This is a genomic window from Pseudomonas sp. LPB0260, assembly GCF_013388395.1.
In genome coordinates this window covers 881,509-896,538 of the sequence record NZ_CP058247.1, presented here as the reverse complement: position 1 = coordinate 896,538, position 15,030 = coordinate 881,509, and the positions used below count along the sequence as shown (strand labels likewise).

The following is a 15,030-nucleotide window of genomic DNA, read 5'->3' as shown; positions in this document are numbered from 1 at the left end:
GTGGCGGTGTCGCCCCGGCTCAGTTGCTCGACAGTCGGTCGCCGCGCTCGAAGCGCCAGGTGCGGATGATCTCCAGGCGGTCGACATCGGCCAGGTCGCCGGTGAAGGGGGCGAAGGGCGCGGCCAGGCGGACGATGCGCAGGGCGGCCTGGTCCAGCACGCGCTGGCCGGAGGATTCCAGCACCTGGACCTCGTAGAGGGTGCCGTCGCGGTTGATCGACACCAGCAGGCGCAGGCTGCCATAGATCTGCTGGCGGCGTGCATCGTCCGGGTAATTGAGGTTGCCGATGCGCTCGACCTTCTTGCGCCATTCGTCCTTGTACCAGGCGCCCTTGTCGCGCATGGTCGAGGCGGCGTTGAGGCGATGGATCTTCGGGCGCTTGGCGTACTGCTGGATCTCCTGGGCCAGTTCGGCTTCCAGGCTGGCGATCTCCGCCGACAGCTGGGCGCTGTCGAACACCGGCGCCGGGCGGGCCTGCGGCGTTGGCTCGCTCTCTTCGCGCTTGACCGGGGTCTTCTGGGGCTGCGGCGTGCGGGTGGCGACCGCGGCCTTCGGCGCCTCCTGGCGGGCTACCGGCGGCGGCGGTGTGGTCGGTGGGGTCACCCGCTTGACCTGGGTGTCCTGGAACAGCGCCTGCTCGGTCGTCTTGGGCGCGGCCTTGTGTTCCAGGGTGCCGCTGCCCTGCTGGTTGTCCTGGGCGAGGAAGTCCGCGTCCTTGGGCTTTTCCTCGCTCTTGAAGGTGGACAGGGTGATTTCCAGGGTCTTGCTGATCTGGCTGGGCTCGGCCAGGGAGAAACCCAGGCCGAGGATCAGGGCGGCATGCAGCGCCGTGGCGAGGAACAGGGTGAACCCCAGGCGGTCCGCCGGGCGGACGCCGGCGGACGGGGTTGCGGTGGGCTTGGCGGCTGCGGTCATCGCGATTCGGGTCGGTTCAGGTTGCCGCGCAGTCTGCCGACGGCTCGGACAAAAGTCTATGAAGCACTGCGCGCATTGAGTCGGTCGGCGATCTTGTCCATCAGGCGCTCGCCGATGCGGGTGTCGTAGGCGGCGTCGATCTCGCGGATGCAGGTCGGGCTGGTCACGTTGATCTCGGTCAGGTAGTCGCCGATCACGTCCAGGCCGACGAACAGCAGGCCCTTCTCGCGCAGGGTCGGGCCGACGCCGGCGGCGATCTCGTGGTCGCGCTCGCTCAGCGGGCGGGCCTCGCCCCGGCCGCCGGCGGCCAGGTTGCCGCGGGTCTCGCCCTGGGCCGGGATGCGCGCCAGGCAGAAGGGCACGGCTTCGCCGTCGATCATCAGGATGCGCTTGTCGCCTTCGCTGATCGCCGGCAGGTAGCGCTGCGCCATGATCTGCTGCTGACCATGGGCGGTGAGGGTCTCGAGAATCACCGAGAGGTTGGGGTCGCCCTCGCGGTGGCGAAAAATCGAGGTTCCGCCCATGCCATCGAGGGGTTTGAGAATGATGTCACGCTGCTCTTTGGCAAACTCGCGCAGAATGTCGGGTCTGCGGCTGACCAGGGTCGGCGGGGTGTATTGGGGGAACAGGGTGGCGAATAGCTTCTCGTTGCAGTCGCGCAGGCTCTGCGGGCGGTTGACCACCAGCACGCCCTCGCGCTCGGCCTGCTCCAGCAGGTAGGTGGAATAGACGAACTCGTTGTCGAAGGGCGGATCCTTGCGCATCAGGATCACGTCCAGCTCATTCAGCGGCAGGTCCTGCTCGTCGCCCAGCTCGAACCAGCGCTCGGGGTCGTTGAAGACCTTGAGCGGGGACAGGCGGGCGCGGGCCTGGCCTCTGATCTGATAGAGGTCGCGCTGCTCCATATAGTAGAGCGACCAGCCGCGCGTTTGCGCGGCCAGCAACATGGCCAGCGAACTGTCCTTCTTGAAGGCGATTTGCGTGATGGGGTCCATGACTATGCCGAGGCGAACGCTCATGGGGGAACTCTCCGTGAAAGGGCGGTAGCTGAGAAGGCGCAGAGACTCGCGTGTGGCGCCAGGGTGGCGCCGAGTGGACGGGCGGTCAAGGGGAAAGCCCGGCCTTGCGCGGCTTATGGCTTGCATGGGGAGAGTGTGCTAAAAAGGCCCGACGATCGGGTTGCGGCCCGTCGGCGGCAGGGCCTCAGGCGCACTGGTTCAACGCGATAATAACGACTCACCGAGGCGATGGTAGGGCAAACATGGAACAGCATTCCGAGGGTTTGAGGGTGATGGTGATCGACGACTCGAAGACGATTCGTCGTACCGCAGAAACCCTGCTGAAGAAGGTGGGTTGCGAGGTAATCACCGCGGTAGACGGTTTCGATGCCCTGGCAAAGATCGCCGACAGCCACCCGAGTATCATTTTCGTCGACATCATGATGCCGCGGCTCGATGGCTATCAGACCTGCGCCCTGATCAAGAACAACAGTGCGTTCAAGTCCACGCCGGTGATCATGCTGTCCTCCAAGGACGGCTTGTTCGACAAGGCCAAGGGGCGCATCGTTGGCTCCGATCAGTACCTGACCAAGCCCTTCAGCAAGGAAGAGCTGCTCGGGGCGATCAAGGCTCACGTACCCGACTTCGTTCCAGTGGATCAAGCATCCTGACCACCAAGTGGCACAGTCCTAGACGCCTATTCATGTATTGGGAAACACCATGGCTCGAATTCTGATTGTTGATGACTCGCCGACCGAGATGTACAAGCTGACCGCCATGCTGGAGAAGCACGGGCACCAGGTACTCAAGGCGGAAAATGGCGCCGACGGCGTCGCCCTGGCGCGCCAGGAGAAGCCCGATGCGGTGTTGATGGATATCGTCATGCCGGGGCTCAACGGCTTCCAGGCGACTCGCCAGCTGACCAAGGACGCCGACACCAGCCACATCCCGGTGATCATCGTCACCACCAAGGACCAGGAAACCGACAAGGTCTGGGGCAAGCGCCAGGGCGCCAAGGACTACCTGACCAAGCCGGTCGACGAAGAAACGCTGCTGAAAACCATTAATTCGGTATTGGCCGGTTGATCCCGGCTCAGTCCGCTATTAGATAAGAAGAAGGCCAAGGCTGGCATGTCGGACGCGCAGACACCCTTTCAACTGCTCCTCGAAATCGACCAGCGCTGTCGGCAGCTGGCGGCTGGCCTGCCGTTGCAGCAGACCGCGGTGCAGACCTGGAGCGGCATCGGCTTTCGCATGGGCGAACGCATGTTCGTCGCGCCCATGGGCGAGGTCGGCGAAGTGCTGCACGAACCACGCTATACCCTGCTGCCTGGCGTCAAGAGCTGGGTGAAGGGGGTCGCCAACGTGCGTGGCCGGCTGCTGCCGGTGATGGACCTGTGCGGTTTCTTCGGCAACGAGTTGTCGCCGCTGCGCAAGCAGAGGCGTGTGCTGGTGGTCGATCATCAGGAGGTCTTTGCCGGCCTGACGGTCGATGAAGTGTTCGGCATGCAACATTTTCCAGTGGACGCCTTCTCCGAGCAGCTGCCGCCGCTCGAAGCGTCCATCCAACCCTTTATTCATGGCGTGTTTCAACGCGAGCAACCCTGGTTGGTCTTCAGCCCTCATGCGCTGGCCCAGCATCAGGGGTTTCTCGACGTGGCGTATTAACAGCTTTTCGGTGGGGCCGGCGTTGTCGGCCTTTTGGCGTTACATGGGAACCGTAGTGCGGTCGGTCCAGGCGGGGGCCAGATAATGAAAAAACTCAATACAGGCAATCTATTCGCGGGTACGCGCAGCAGCACGCTGATCGCCGGACTGTTCATCGTCCTGATCGTCTCCATCGTGCTGCTGTTCGCCAACTTCGCCTATATCAACACCCAGTCCAACTACGATACCGAGTACATCAGCCACTCCGGTGAGCTGCGCGTGCTGTCCCAGCGGATCGCCAAGAACGCCTCCGAAGCCGCGGCGGGTACCGCCGAGGCGTTCGGCCTGTTGCGCGAAGCGCGCAACGACTTCCAGACTCGCTGGGGTTACCTGACCGACGGCAACAGCGCCAGCGGCGTACCCGCGGCGCCTGACGCCGTGCAGGCGCAGATGGCCGCCGTGCAGCAGGACTGGGACAGCCTGCGGCAGAACACCGACGCCATTCTGGCCAGCGAACAGACGGTACTTTCCCTGCACCAGGTTGCCGTGACCCTGGCGGAGACCATCCCGCAGCTGCAGGTCGAGTATGAGGAAGTGGTCGACATCCTCCTGGAGAGCGGGGCCCCGGCGGCCCAGGTCTCCGTGGCCCAGCGCCAGTCGCTGCTGGCCGAACGTATTCTCGGTTCGGTGAACAAGGTCCTGGCCGGTGACGCGGACTCGGTACAGGCCGCCGACATGTTCGGTCGCGATGCCAGCCTGTTCGGCCGTGTGTTGAGCGCGATGCTCGAAGGCAACGCGGCGATGGAGATCGCCAAGGTGACCGATGCCGAGGCTCTCGAGCGTCTGGCCGAGATTTCCGAGCTGTTCGAGTTCGTCTCCGGTTCGGTGGACGAGATCCTCGAAACCTCGCCCGAGCTGTTCCAGGTGAGGGAGTCGGCCAACACCATCTTCAGCGTGTCGCAGACCCTGTTGGACAAGGCCTCCGAGCTGGCCGCCGGCTTCGAAGACCTGGCGGGCGGGCGGGCCCTGAACACCCTCGCCGGCTACGTGCTGGGCGCCCTGGCCCTGGCTGCGATCATCCTGATCGGCCTGGTGATGGTGCGCGAGACCAACCGCCAGCTGCGCGAAACCGCGGAAAAGAACGACCGCAACCAGGCGGCGATTCTGCGACTGCTCGATGAGATCGCCGACCTCGCCGACGGTGACCTGACCGTGGCCGCGACGGTAACCGAGGACTTCACCGGTGCCATCGCCGACTCCATCAACTACTCCATCGACCAGCTGCGTGACCTGGTAGCCACGATCAACCTGACCGCCGTTCAGGTAGCCGGCGCGGCCCAGGAAACCCAGGCCACGGCGATGCACCTGGCCGAAGCTTCCGAGCACCAGGCCCAGGAAATCGCCGGTGCTTCTGCGGCGATCAATGAAATGGCCGTGTCGATCGACCAGGTATCGGCGAACGCCTCGGAGTCGTCCGCGGTAGCGGAGCGTTCCGTAGCCATCGCCAACAAGGGCAACGAAGTCGTACACAACACCATCACCGGCATGGATAACATCCGTGAGCAGATCCAGGACACCTCGAAGCGGATCAAGCGCCTCGGTGAATCGTCCCAGGAGATCGGTGACATCGTCAGCCTGATTAACGACATTGCCGACCAGACCAACATCCTCGCCCTGAACGCCGCGATCCAGGCCTCCATGGCCGGTGATGCGGGTCGAGGCTTCGCCGTGGTAGCGGACGAAGTACAGCGCCTCGCAGAACGTTCTTCCGCGGCAACCAAGCAGATCGAGGCGCTGGTCAAGACGATTCAGACCGACACCAACGAAGCCGTTATCTCGATGGAGCAAACGACTTCCGAGGTGGTGCGCGGTGCGCGTCTGGCGCAGGACGCCGGGGTGGCACTGGAAGAGATCGAGAAGGTATCCAAGACCCTTGCGGCGCTGATCCAGAACATCTCCAACGCGGCGCGCCAGCAGGCCTCCTCGGCCGGCCATATCTCCAACACCATGAACGTGATCCAGGAGATCACCTCGCAGACCTCCTCCGGTACCACCGCCACGGCCAAGAGCATTGGTACCCTGGCCAAGATGGCCAGTGAGATGCGCAAGTCGGTCTCCGGCTTCACCTTGCCGGAAGCCGGGGAGCAGGCATAAGCGAATGCGCGGCGGCGACCGGAGACGGTCGCCAGAGCCGGCCGATGGCCATCAGCGAGGGGCACGACATGCAGTCAGGCGTCTGGGCCTTGCAACCCGTGGTGGACATGTCCGCCGCGGAGTTTCGCGATTGGCAGAGCCTGCTCGAAGAGCGCACCGGGGTGGTGATCACCGAGCAGCGTCGGGCATTTCTACAGACCAACCTGAGCGCGCGCATGCGCGAGCTGGGGGTCGGCGATTACGCCGCCTACTACCGCCAGGTTACCGATGGCCCGCGCGGTGCGGTGGAATGGTCGACCCTGCTGGACCGTCTGACCGTGCAGGAGACCCGCTTCTTTCGCCATCCCGCGTCTTTCGAGGTGCTCGAACGCCACCTGGGTGAACAGCTTGACCGGGGGCTGCAGCGTCCCTTGGCCTTATGGAGCGTGGGTTGCTCCAGCGGTGAGGAACCTTACTCGCTGGCCATCAGCGCCGCTCAGGTGCTGCGTGACAGCGAATGGCCGGAGCATTTCGGCGTGACCGGTACGGACATCAGTCTCAATGCCCTGAGCAAGGCCCGCGAGGGCCTGTATGGGGCACGCAAGCTCGAACAGATGGAAGAAGACCTGCGTCAGCGCTATTTCGCGACGCAGGCCGATGGACGCTTCAAGGTACTGCCGAGCCTGGCCGCGCGTGTCTGCTGCGCCAGGCTCAACGTGCTGGAACTGGCCAAGGCGCCAATGTCCGGCATGGACGTTATTTTTTGTCAGAACTTGCTGATCTATTTTCGCCGCTGGCGTCGCCGCGAGATCCTCAATCGCCTGGCTGAGCGCCTGGCACCCGGAGGGCTGCTGGTGGTCGGTGTAGGTGAAGTGGTCGGTTGGCAGCATCCGGAGTTGATCCCGGTGGCCGACGAGCGAGTGCTGGCGTTTACCCGCAAGGGATAGGGCTTTATGAGTGGAGTGGCTATGGGTGATCGGCACGACTATGTCGCCCTGGAGTGGGTCAAGGGCGAAATCGCGGAAACCCTGAAGCAGGCGCGTCAGGCCCTGGAGGCGTTCGTCGAGAATCCGCAGGACTCGACGCGCATGCGTTTCTGCCTGACCTATGTGCATCAGGTGCACGGCACCCTGCAGATGGTCGAGTTCTACGGTGCGGCCTTGCTCGCCGAGGAAATGGAGCACCTGGCCCAGGCCCTGATGGAGGGCCGCGTGGCCAACCAGGGCGAGGCGCTGGAAGTGCTGATGCAGGCGATCCTGCAGCTGCCGACCTATCTCGACCGCATCCAGGTCGCGCGCCGTGACCTGCCGATGGTCGTGCTGCCGCTGCTCAACGACCTGCGAGCCGCCCGCGGCGAGAAGCTGCTGTCGGAAACCAGCCTGTTCTCCCCGGACATGTCCGCGCGTGCCCCGGCCCTGTCGGTCGAGTCCCTGGCCCAACTGCGCACCGCCGAGTTGCCGGTGCTGCTGCGCAAGCTGCGGCAGATGCTGCAGATGGCCCTGGTCGGGGTGATCCGCAACCAGGACCTGGGCACCAACCTGGGCTACATGGCGCGGGTCTTCGCGCGCCTGGAAACCCTGTGCAAGGGGGCCCCGCTCGGGCCGCTGTGGCAGATCGCCTCCGGCCTGGTCGAGGGCCTGGCCAATGGCAGCGTGGTCAACGGCACCTCGGTGCGCACCCTGCTGCGCCAGGTCGACAAGGAACTCAAGCGCCTGCTGGAGCAGGGCGCCGACGGCATCAACCAGCCGGCGTCCGACGAGCTGACCAAGAACCTGCTGTTCTATGTCGCCAAGGCGCCGGCGCAGTCGCCGCGCATCCGCAGCCTCAAGGAGCAGTACCGCCTCGACGACGCCCTGCCGAACAACGAGGTGGTGGACGAGGAGCGGGCCCGCCTGGCCGGCCCCGATCGAGACGCCATGCGCTCGGTGGTCGCGGCCCTGTGTGAGGAGCTGGTACGGGTCAAGGACAGCCTCGACCTGTTCGTGCGTGGTGATCGCAGCCACGTGGCCGAACTCGATGCTCTGCTGGCGCCGCTCAAGCAGATCGCCGACACCCTGGCGGTGCTGGGTTTTGCCCAGCCGCGCAAGGTCATAGTCGACCAGATCGACGTGGTCCACGGCCTGTCCCTGGGGCAGCGCCAGCCCGACGATGCCGTGCTGATGGATGTCGCCGGCGCCCTGCTGTACGTCGAGGCGACGCTGGCGGGCATGGTCGGCCCGGTTGAGGATGGCGGCCGCGAGGAGAGCCATCTGCCGACCACCGACGTGGCGCAGATCCACCAGCTGGTGATCAAGGAGGCGCGCAATGGCCTGGAGCAGGCCAAGGACGCGATCATCGAGTTCATTGCCTCGCAGTGGAACCACGAGCATCTGGCCCGGGTGCCCGGGCTGCTGACCCAGGTGCGCGGCGGACTCGGCATGATCCCGCTGCAGCGCGCAGCGGACCTGCTGAAGGCTTGCAATCGCTACATCGAGGAACAGCTGCTGGCGCGCAAGGCCGTGCCTAACTGGCAGCACCTCGACACCCTGGCCGACGCCATCACCAGCGTCGAGTATTACCTCGAGCGACTGGCCGAGGACCACGCCAGTCAGGGCGATCTGATCCTCGACGTGGCCGAGGAGAGTCTCGATAGCCTCGGCTACCCGCTCAAGGAGAAGCCATCGATTCTCGATCGGGTCGAACCGTCGGAGCCAGCCCCCGCCCCCCTGGCCGACCCGCTGGACGAGATCGAGGTGCTGGCCGCAGAAGCGGCTCCAGCCCTGGAGCCTGAGTCGTCGGAGCCCGAGGAGGGCGCCCAGCCGTTTGAAGTGCTGGCCGATGATGAGCTGAGCGCGGAGTTCGCCGAGCTTGGCGCCGTCCCGGTCGCCGAGGATTCGCCGGCGGATGAGCCGCCATTGCCGTCCGAGCATGCCGAGGCTGTACCGGGCGAGCTCCTCGAGGCCGCGCCCGAGACCGAGGCGGAAAGCTTGCCGGCACTGGAAGACGAGGCGGCCGGCGACGAGCCGCTGTCGTTCGACGGCCTGCAACTGGATGAGCTCGACCTGCAGGAGCCGGCCAGCCCTGGGCACTGGGACGAGGCCGAACTGGCGGCTCTGGAGATTCCCGAGGTCGAACTGCCCGCTGCGCCGGCATTGAGCGAGAGCGCCGCCGAGGAACAGGTGCCTGAGGCTGACAAGCCGCTGTCGCTGGCCGACGTCATGGCCGCTCCGCAGCAGGCGATCAACCCGCCTGCCGGCGAGGTGCCGCCCAGCCTGCTGCCGCCGCCGGCCGATGAGGAGCCGATCGACGAGGAGCTGGCGGAAGTCTTTATCGAGGAGGCCGGGGAAGTCCTGGAGACTATCGGCCAGTTCCTGCCGCAGTGGTGCGCCGATACGGCCAACAAGGATGCCCTGGTCGAGGTGCGCCGCGCCTTCCACACCCTCAAGGGCAGCGGGCGCATGGTCCGTGCGCTGGTCATCGGCGAGCTGGCCTGGTCGATCGAGAACCTGCTCAACCGCGTGCTCGATCGCAGTATTCAATCCGATGCCGAGGTGCAGCGGGTGGTCGGCGAGGTGGTCGAGGTGATGCCGGCGCTGGTCGAGGAGTTCGCCGCCAATGCCCAGCGCCAGCGCGATGACGTCGATCTGCTCGCGGCCTCCGCCCATGCCCTGGCCAAGGGTGAAAGCCTCCCAAAGTCTGACGCCCCGGTAGCGCCGGTAGCCGCGCCAGTGGGCGAAAGCGAGGCTACCGCCGCGCTGGCGGAAATCGGCGAGACGCTCGACCCGCAATTGCTGGAGATCTTCCGCAACGAGGCGGAAACCCACCTCGATACCCTGGTCGGCTTCCTCGCCGATTGCGCCCAGGAACTGCCGCAGCCGGTCACCGACGACCTGCAGCGCGCCCTGCATACGCTCAAGGGCAGCGCCTACATGGCCGGTATATTGCCGGTGGCGGAGATCGCCGCGCCGCTGGAGAAGCTGGTCAAGGAATTCAAGGCCAATCTGATCCCGATGGACATGGCCGAGGCCGAGCTGCTGAGCGCCGCCGAGCAGCTGTTCCGCGTCGGCCTCGAACAGCTGGAGAGTCAGCCCCTGGCGCCGCTACCCGGTGCCCCGGAGTTCCTCGAACGCACCCAGAAGCTGCACCAGGAGCGCCTCGCCGCCGCCGAGGACGGTCGCAAGAGCGAACAGGGCGAAACGCGCGACCCGCAGCTGATCAGCATCTTCCTCGCCGAAGGCATGGACATCTTGCTGGATGCCGAGGACCTACTGCGCCGCTGGCACCAGCACCCGTCCGAGCGTCAGGAACTCAGCGCGCTGCTGGAGGAGCTGACCACCCTGGGGCGTGGCGCCGATATGGCCGAACTGCCGCAGATCGAGGAGCTCTGCGAGGCCCTGCTCGATCTCTACGGCGCGGTCGAGGAGGGCAGTCTGGCGGTCAGCGAGCGCTTCTTCAGCGAAGCCGAGCAAGCCCACGAAGCGCTGATCGGCATGATGGACCAGGTCGCCGCGGGCCTGCAGGTCAGCGCCCAACCGGAACGGGTCGCGGCGCTGCGCAGCTTGCTTGGCGAGGCTTTGGACCCGAGCGCCCTGGCCCTGTTGTCTGACGACGGCCAAGACGGGCTGCAGATAGTCGAACTGGACGAAGCCACCGCCGCGGCCGAGCTGGAACGCTGGACGAGCGACGGCGACGATGAGCTGGCGACGGAAGTCGAGCTGCAGCTCGAGCAGGCCGAGGACGAAACGGAAAGCGCTGCGTCCTATGATGTGCTGGACGAGGAGATGGTGGCGATCTTCCTCGAAGAGGCGGTCGATATCCTGGAAAGTGCCGGTAAGGCACTGGAGCGCTGGTTGGCTGAGCCTGAGCAGAAGGCGGCGCTTTCATCCTTGCAGCGCGACCTGCATACCCTCAAGGGCGGCGCCCGGATGGCGCAGATCGGCCCGATTGGCGACCTCGCCCATGAGCTGGAATCCCTGTACGAGGGGCTGCTGGATCGGCGCTATAGCCATTCGCAACCCCTCGCCGAGCTGCTGCAGCAAAGCCATGACCGCCTGGCCGTGCTGCTTGAGCAGTTGCAACGCCGCGCCGAGCTGTCCGAGCCGGCTGACCTGATCGAGGCGATTCGTGGGTTTCGCCAAGGCCGTACACCGGACTTGACCCCGCCACCGCACCTCCCCGAGCCTGCTTGCGAAGCCGAAGCCGAAGCCGAAGCCGAAGCCGAAGCCGAAGCCGAAGCCGAAGCCGAAGCCGAAGCCGAAGCCGAAGCCGAAGCCGAAGCCGAAGCCGAAGCCGAAGCCGAAGCCGAAGCCGAAATCCCGGAGCCTGAGGATGCGCAGGCGGCCGAGCTCGAACCCGAGCATCAGGCCGAATCCGAGTCTGAGTCTGAGTCTGAGTCTGAGTCTGAGTCTGAATTGCAGTCCCTGCCCGGGCCGCAGGAAAGCGCCGAAAAGTTGGAGTCGGCAGCCCCGCAGCCGCAAGGTGCTTGTGAGACTGACGAGGCGCCGGGCGAGCCCCAGCCGGCGGTCGACGAGCGCGATCCGGAGTTGGTTGAGATCTTCCTCGAGGAAGGCTTCGACATCATCGACAGCGCCGGTGCGTCCCTGCAGCGCTGGATCGACGACGTCGATAACAGCCTCGAGCTGGAGGCCCTGCAGCGCGACCTGCACACCCTCAAGGGCGGTGCGCGGATGGCGGAGATCCGCGAGATCGGCGATCTGGCCCATGAGCTGGAGTTTCTCTACGAAGGCCTGTGCGGCGGGCGGCTTCGGGCCAGTCCGGCGCTCTTCGGCCTGCTGCAGACCTGCCACGACAGCCTCGCCGAGATGCTCGAGGCGGTGCGCGGCCAGCGCGCCGTGCCCAATGGACAGGCGCTGATCGAAACCATCAAGGGCTTTCGCGCCAACCCGGACGAGCAGCTGAGCATGCCTTCGGCGGTCCAGCTCAAGGCCGTGGACGTCGTCGACGATCACTTCGCTGCCGAGGCGGACATCCTCGACATCTTCATGGAAGAGGCCGACGACCTGGTGGAGGCCATGGAGCTGGCGCTCGGCCGTTGGGAGGCGGGCCGCGAGGATGCCGGCGCCATCGACGACATGCTGCGCGTGCTGCACACCCTCAAGGGTGGTGCGCGGTTGGCCGGGCAGAAGCGCCTGGGCGACCTGACCCATGACCTGGAACAGCACCTGACCGAGATCCAGCAGCAGGGCGCCCCCTGGCCCGAGAGCCTGTTCCTCGACGTGCAGTCGGGTTTCGAAGGCCTGCAGGCCGAGCTCGACCAGCTGCGCCAGCAGCTGCGCGACAGCCTGCCGGCGGATGCAGCCGCCCCGGCCCCCGCAGAGGAGCCGGTGCAGGACAGTGCGCCGCGTGCGCCGCAGTTGGCGACACCGATAGTCGCGGCCAGCGAGCGTCCGGCCCAGGAGCTGGTGGCCAAGGTGCTGCCGTTCATGCAGCGTGCCGAGCAGGCCGCCCAGGACGCCGCTGCGCGCCGTGCGCCGCAGGAGCTGGTCAAGGTGCCGGCGGATCTGCTCGAAGGGCTGGTCAACCTGGCGGGCGAGACCTCGATCTTCCGCGGCCGGGTCGAACAGCAGGTGAGTGATTTCGGCTTCACCCTCAGTGAGATGGAGGCGACCATCGACCGGGTGCGCGATCAGCTGCGGCGCCTGGACACCGAGACCCAGGCGCAGATCCTCAGCCGCTACCAGGCCGAGGCCGAGCGCGCCGGTTATGAAGATTTCGACCCGCTGGAGATGGACCGCCACTCGCAGCTGCAGCAGCTGTCCCGGGCCCTGTTCGAATCGGCCTCCGACCTGCTCGACCTGAAGGAGACCCTGGCCGCGCGCAACCGCGATGCGGAAACCCTGTTGCTGCAACAGGCGCGGGTCAACACCGAGCTGCAGGAAGGCCTGATGCGCACCCGCATGGTGCCCTTCGACCGCCTGGTGCCGCGCCTGCGGCGGATCGTCCGCCAGGTCGCCGCGGAACTGGGTAAGCAGGTCGAATTCGTCGTCGGCAATGCCGAAGGGGAAATGGACCGCACGGTGCTGGAGCGCATCGTCGCGCCGCTCGAGCACATGCTGCGCAATGCCGTCGACCATGGCATCGAGCCGGCCGAAGTGCGTCGCGCCAGTGGCAAGCCGGAACAGGGCAGCATCCGTCTGAGCCTCGGCCGCGAGGGGGGCGACATCGTCCTCAACCTGGCCGACGATGGCGGCGGCATCCGTCTGGAGGCGGTACGCCGCAAGGCCATCGAGCGTGGCCTGATGGACGAGGAGTCGGATCTCACCGATCACGAGATCCTGCAGTTCATCCTCGAGGCCGGCTTCTCCACGGCGGAGAAGGTCACGCAGATTTCCGGGCGCGGCGTCGGCATGGACGTGGTGCATTCGGAGGTCAAGCAGCTCGGTGGCTCGATGAGCATCGACTCGACGCCTGGCGAGGGCACCCGTTTCAGCATTCGCCTGCCGTTCACCGTGTCGGTCAACCGGGCGCTGATGGTGCTGTCCGGCGAGGACCTGTATGCGATCCCCCTGAACACCATCGAGGGCATCGTGCGGGTGTCGCCCTTCGAGCTGGAGGCCTACTACCAGCCCGACGCGCCGAGTTTCGAGTATGCCGGGCAGACCTACGAGCTGCGCTACCTGGGCGATCTGCTGAACAACGGGCAGCAGCCCAAGCTGGTCGGCCAGAGCCTGCCATTGCCGGTGATCCTGGTGCGCTCCAGCGAGCACGCGGTGGCCGTGCAGGTCGACAGCCTGGCGGGCTCCCGCGAGATCGTGGTGAAGAGCCTCGGTGCACAGTTCGCCGGGGTGCACGGCATCTCCGGTGCGACCATCCTCGGCGACGGCCGGGTGGTGGTGATCCTCGACCTGCTGGCGACCATCCGCGTGCTGCATGCGCACCTGCTCAGCCAGGCCCAGCCACGGCTGCCGGCCAAGACCGCGAGCGCCGAAGAGGTCGAGGCCGAGCGGCCGACCCTGGTCATGGTGGTGGACGATTCGGTGACCGTTCGCAAGGTCACCAGCCGCCTGCTCGAGCGCAACGGCATGAACGTGCTGACGGCCAAGGACGGCGTGGACGCCATCGCCCAGCTGCAGGAGCACAAGCCCGACATCATGCTGCTGGACATCGAGATGCCGCGTATGGACGGCTTCGAGGTGGCGACCCTGGTGCGCCACGACGAGCGGCTGAAGGACCTGCCGATCATCATGATCACCTCGCGTACCGGCGAGAAGCACCGCGAACGGGCCATGGCCATCGGCGTCAACGAATACCTCGGCAAGCCCTACCAAGAGTCCCTGCTGCTCGACAGCATCCACCAACTGGTCAAACGGAAATGACTGAGAAAAGCGCGGCACGTATTGCGGTCATCGCCGACACCTCGCTGCAGCGCCATGTGCTGCAGCAGGCCTTGAGCGGCAGTGGCTACCAGGTGGTACTCAACAGCGACCCGGCACGCCTGGACGAGGAAGCCCTGGGCGCCTGCGAGACCGATCTGTGGCTGGTCGACCTGGCCCAGTCCGAGGATTCGCCTCTGGTCGACAGCCTGCTCGAGCGGGTCTCGGCACCGGTGCTGTTCGGCGAGGGGCATGCCCCCGAGCGCCACTCGGAGAACTATCCGCGCTGGGAGCGGCGGCTGTTCGGCAAGCTGAAGAAGCTGGTCGGCGATCCCTCCCAGGCCGTCGGCCCGAGCCTGGCGGCGCTGCTCGCCGAGGCGCAGCGGCCGACGCGCCTGGAGTTGCCGCAGGCACTGGCGACGTCCCCGCTGACCGCCGGCGAGCCGGCGCGTCAGGTCTGGCTGCTGGCTGCCTCGCTGGGCGGTCCGGCGGCGGTCAAAGCCTTTCTCGATGCCCTGCCCGGCGGCTTGCCGGTGGGCTTCGTGTATGCCCAGCATATCGACGCCAGCTTCGAGGCAGCGCTGCCCCAGGCGGTCGGCCGGCACAGCCAGTGGCACGTCAATCCGGCGCGACATGGCGAACCGATCCGTTGTGGCGAGGTGGTGGTGGCACCGATCAGTCGCGAGCTCGGCTTCAGCGACGAGCGCGTGATGCAGATCGCCGAGCGCGGCTGGCCGGAGCCCTACAGCCCGTCCATCGATCAGATGATGCTCAACCTCGCCCAGCATTTCGGTGCCCAGTGCGGGGTCATCAGCTTCAGCGGCATGGGCAGCGACGGCAGTGCCGCGGCCGCCTACGTGCGCCGCCAGGGCGGTGAGATCTGGACCCAGCGCGGCGACAGCTGCGTCTGTCCGAGCATGCCGGACAGCCTGCGCGAGGGCGGCTACAGCAGTTTCAGCGCCGATCCGCGCGAGCTTGCCGCCGCACTGGTCAAGCACCTGGCCGAGCAATGCAGTTAACCGGG

Annotated in this window: 9 protein-coding genes; 7 read left to right on the top strand and 2 right to left on the bottom strand. The window is 66.2% G+C overall.

What is annotated here, in order from left to right; translation table 11 throughout:
- Nucleotides 1–19: 19 nt before the first annotated feature.
- On the bottom strand, nucleotides 20–916 hold the full coding sequence (locus LPB260_RS03805) for an energy transducer TonB (RefSeq protein WP_208707311.1): 897 nt from the start codon (nucleotides 914–916) through the stop codon (nucleotides 20–22).
- A gap of 56 nt (nucleotides 917–972) precedes the next feature.
- The gene (gene gshB / locus LPB260_RS03800; protein ID WP_208707310.1) at nucleotides 973–1,935 is read right to left on the bottom strand and encodes a glutathione synthase; all 963 of its coding nucleotides are present in this window, start codon (nucleotides 1,933–1,935) and stop codon (nucleotides 973–975) included.
- A 242-nt stretch (nucleotides 1,936–2,177) separates the two neighbouring features.
- Between gshB and pilG the strand changes: the two genes are divergently transcribed.
- The 7 genes from pilG (at nucleotide 2,178) to LPB260_RS03765 (ending at nucleotide 15,025) form a co-directional block, all read left to right on the top strand.
- Entirely contained in the window at nucleotides 2,178–2,585 is a 408-nt protein-coding gene (gene pilG, locus LPB260_RS03795; protein ID WP_208707309.1) for a PleD family two-component system response regulator, read from the top strand.
- Nucleotides 2,586–2,634: 49 nt separating this feature from the next.
- Nucleotides 2,635–3,000: a PleD family two-component system response regulator gene (gene pilH / locus LPB260_RS03790; RefSeq protein WP_208707308.1), complete on the top strand. Its 366-nt coding sequence runs from the start codon at nucleotides 2,635–2,637 to the stop codon at nucleotides 2,998–3,000.
- Between the two features lie 45 nt (nucleotides 3,001–3,045).
- Nucleotides 3,046–3,582, top strand: a complete 537-nt coding sequence (locus LPB260_RS03785) for a chemotaxis protein CheW (RefSeq protein ID WP_208707307.1) — start codon at nucleotides 3,046–3,048, stop codon at nucleotides 3,580–3,582.
- Nucleotides 3,583–3,666: 84 nt separating this feature from the next.
- The gene (locus tag LPB260_RS03780; protein ID WP_208707306.1) at nucleotides 3,667–5,715 is read left to right on the top strand and encodes a methyl-accepting chemotaxis protein; all 2,049 of its coding nucleotides are present in this window, start codon (nucleotides 3,667–3,669) and stop codon (nucleotides 5,713–5,715) included.
- A gap of 68 nt (nucleotides 5,716–5,783) precedes the next feature.
- A complete protein-coding gene (locus LPB260_RS03775; protein ID WP_208710033.1) occupies nucleotides 5,784–6,641 on the top strand; it encodes a CheR family methyltransferase in 858 nt (285 codons plus the stop codon).
- 21 nt (nucleotides 6,642–6,662) lie between these two features.
- Nucleotides 6,663–14,009, top strand: coding sequence for an Hpt domain-containing protein (locus tag LPB260_RS03770; protein ID WP_208707305.1), 7,347 nt, complete (start codon nucleotides 6,663–6,665; stop codon nucleotides 14,007–14,009).
- On the top strand, nucleotides 14,006–15,025 hold the full coding sequence (locus LPB260_RS03765) for a chemotaxis protein CheB (RefSeq protein WP_208707304.1): 1,020 nt from the start codon (nucleotides 14,006–14,008) through the stop codon (nucleotides 15,023–15,025). The genes LPB260_RS03770 and LPB260_RS03765 overlap by 4 nt, the downstream gene beginning before the upstream one ends.
- The last annotated feature ends 5 nt before the right edge of the window (nucleotides 15,026–15,030 follow it).

Coding starts and splice junctions, on each gene's coding strand:
- pilG (WP_208707309.1), top strand. CDS start 2,178: ATGGAACAGCATTCCGAGGGTTTGAGGGTGATGGTGATCGACGACTCG.
- pilH (WP_208707308.1), top strand. CDS start 2,635: ATGGCTCGAATTCTGATTGTTGATGACTCGCCGACCGAGATGTACAAG.
- LPB260_RS03805 (WP_208707311.1), bottom strand. CDS start 916: ATGACCGCAGCCGCCAAGCCCACCGCAACCCCGTCCGCCGGCGTCCGC.
- LPB260_RS03780 (WP_208707306.1), top strand. CDS start 3,667: ATGAAAAAACTCAATACAGGCAATCTATTCGCGGGTACGCGCAGCAGC.
- gshB (WP_208707310.1), bottom strand. CDS start 1,935: ATGAGCGTTCGCCTCGGCATAGTCATGGACCCCATCACGCAAATCGCC.
- LPB260_RS03765 (WP_208707304.1), top strand. CDS start 14,006: ATGACTGAGAAAAGCGCGGCACGTATTGCGGTCATCGCCGACACCTCG.
- LPB260_RS03775 (WP_208710033.1), top strand. CDS start 5,784: ATGCAGTCAGGCGTCTGGGCCTTGCAACCCGTGGTGGACATGTCCGCC.
- LPB260_RS03785 (WP_208707307.1), top strand. CDS start 3,046: ATGTCGGACGCGCAGACACCCTTTCAACTGCTCCTCGAAATCGACCAG.
- LPB260_RS03770 (WP_208707305.1), top strand. CDS start 6,663: ATGGGTGATCGGCACGACTATGTCGCCCTGGAGTGGGTCAAGGGCGAA.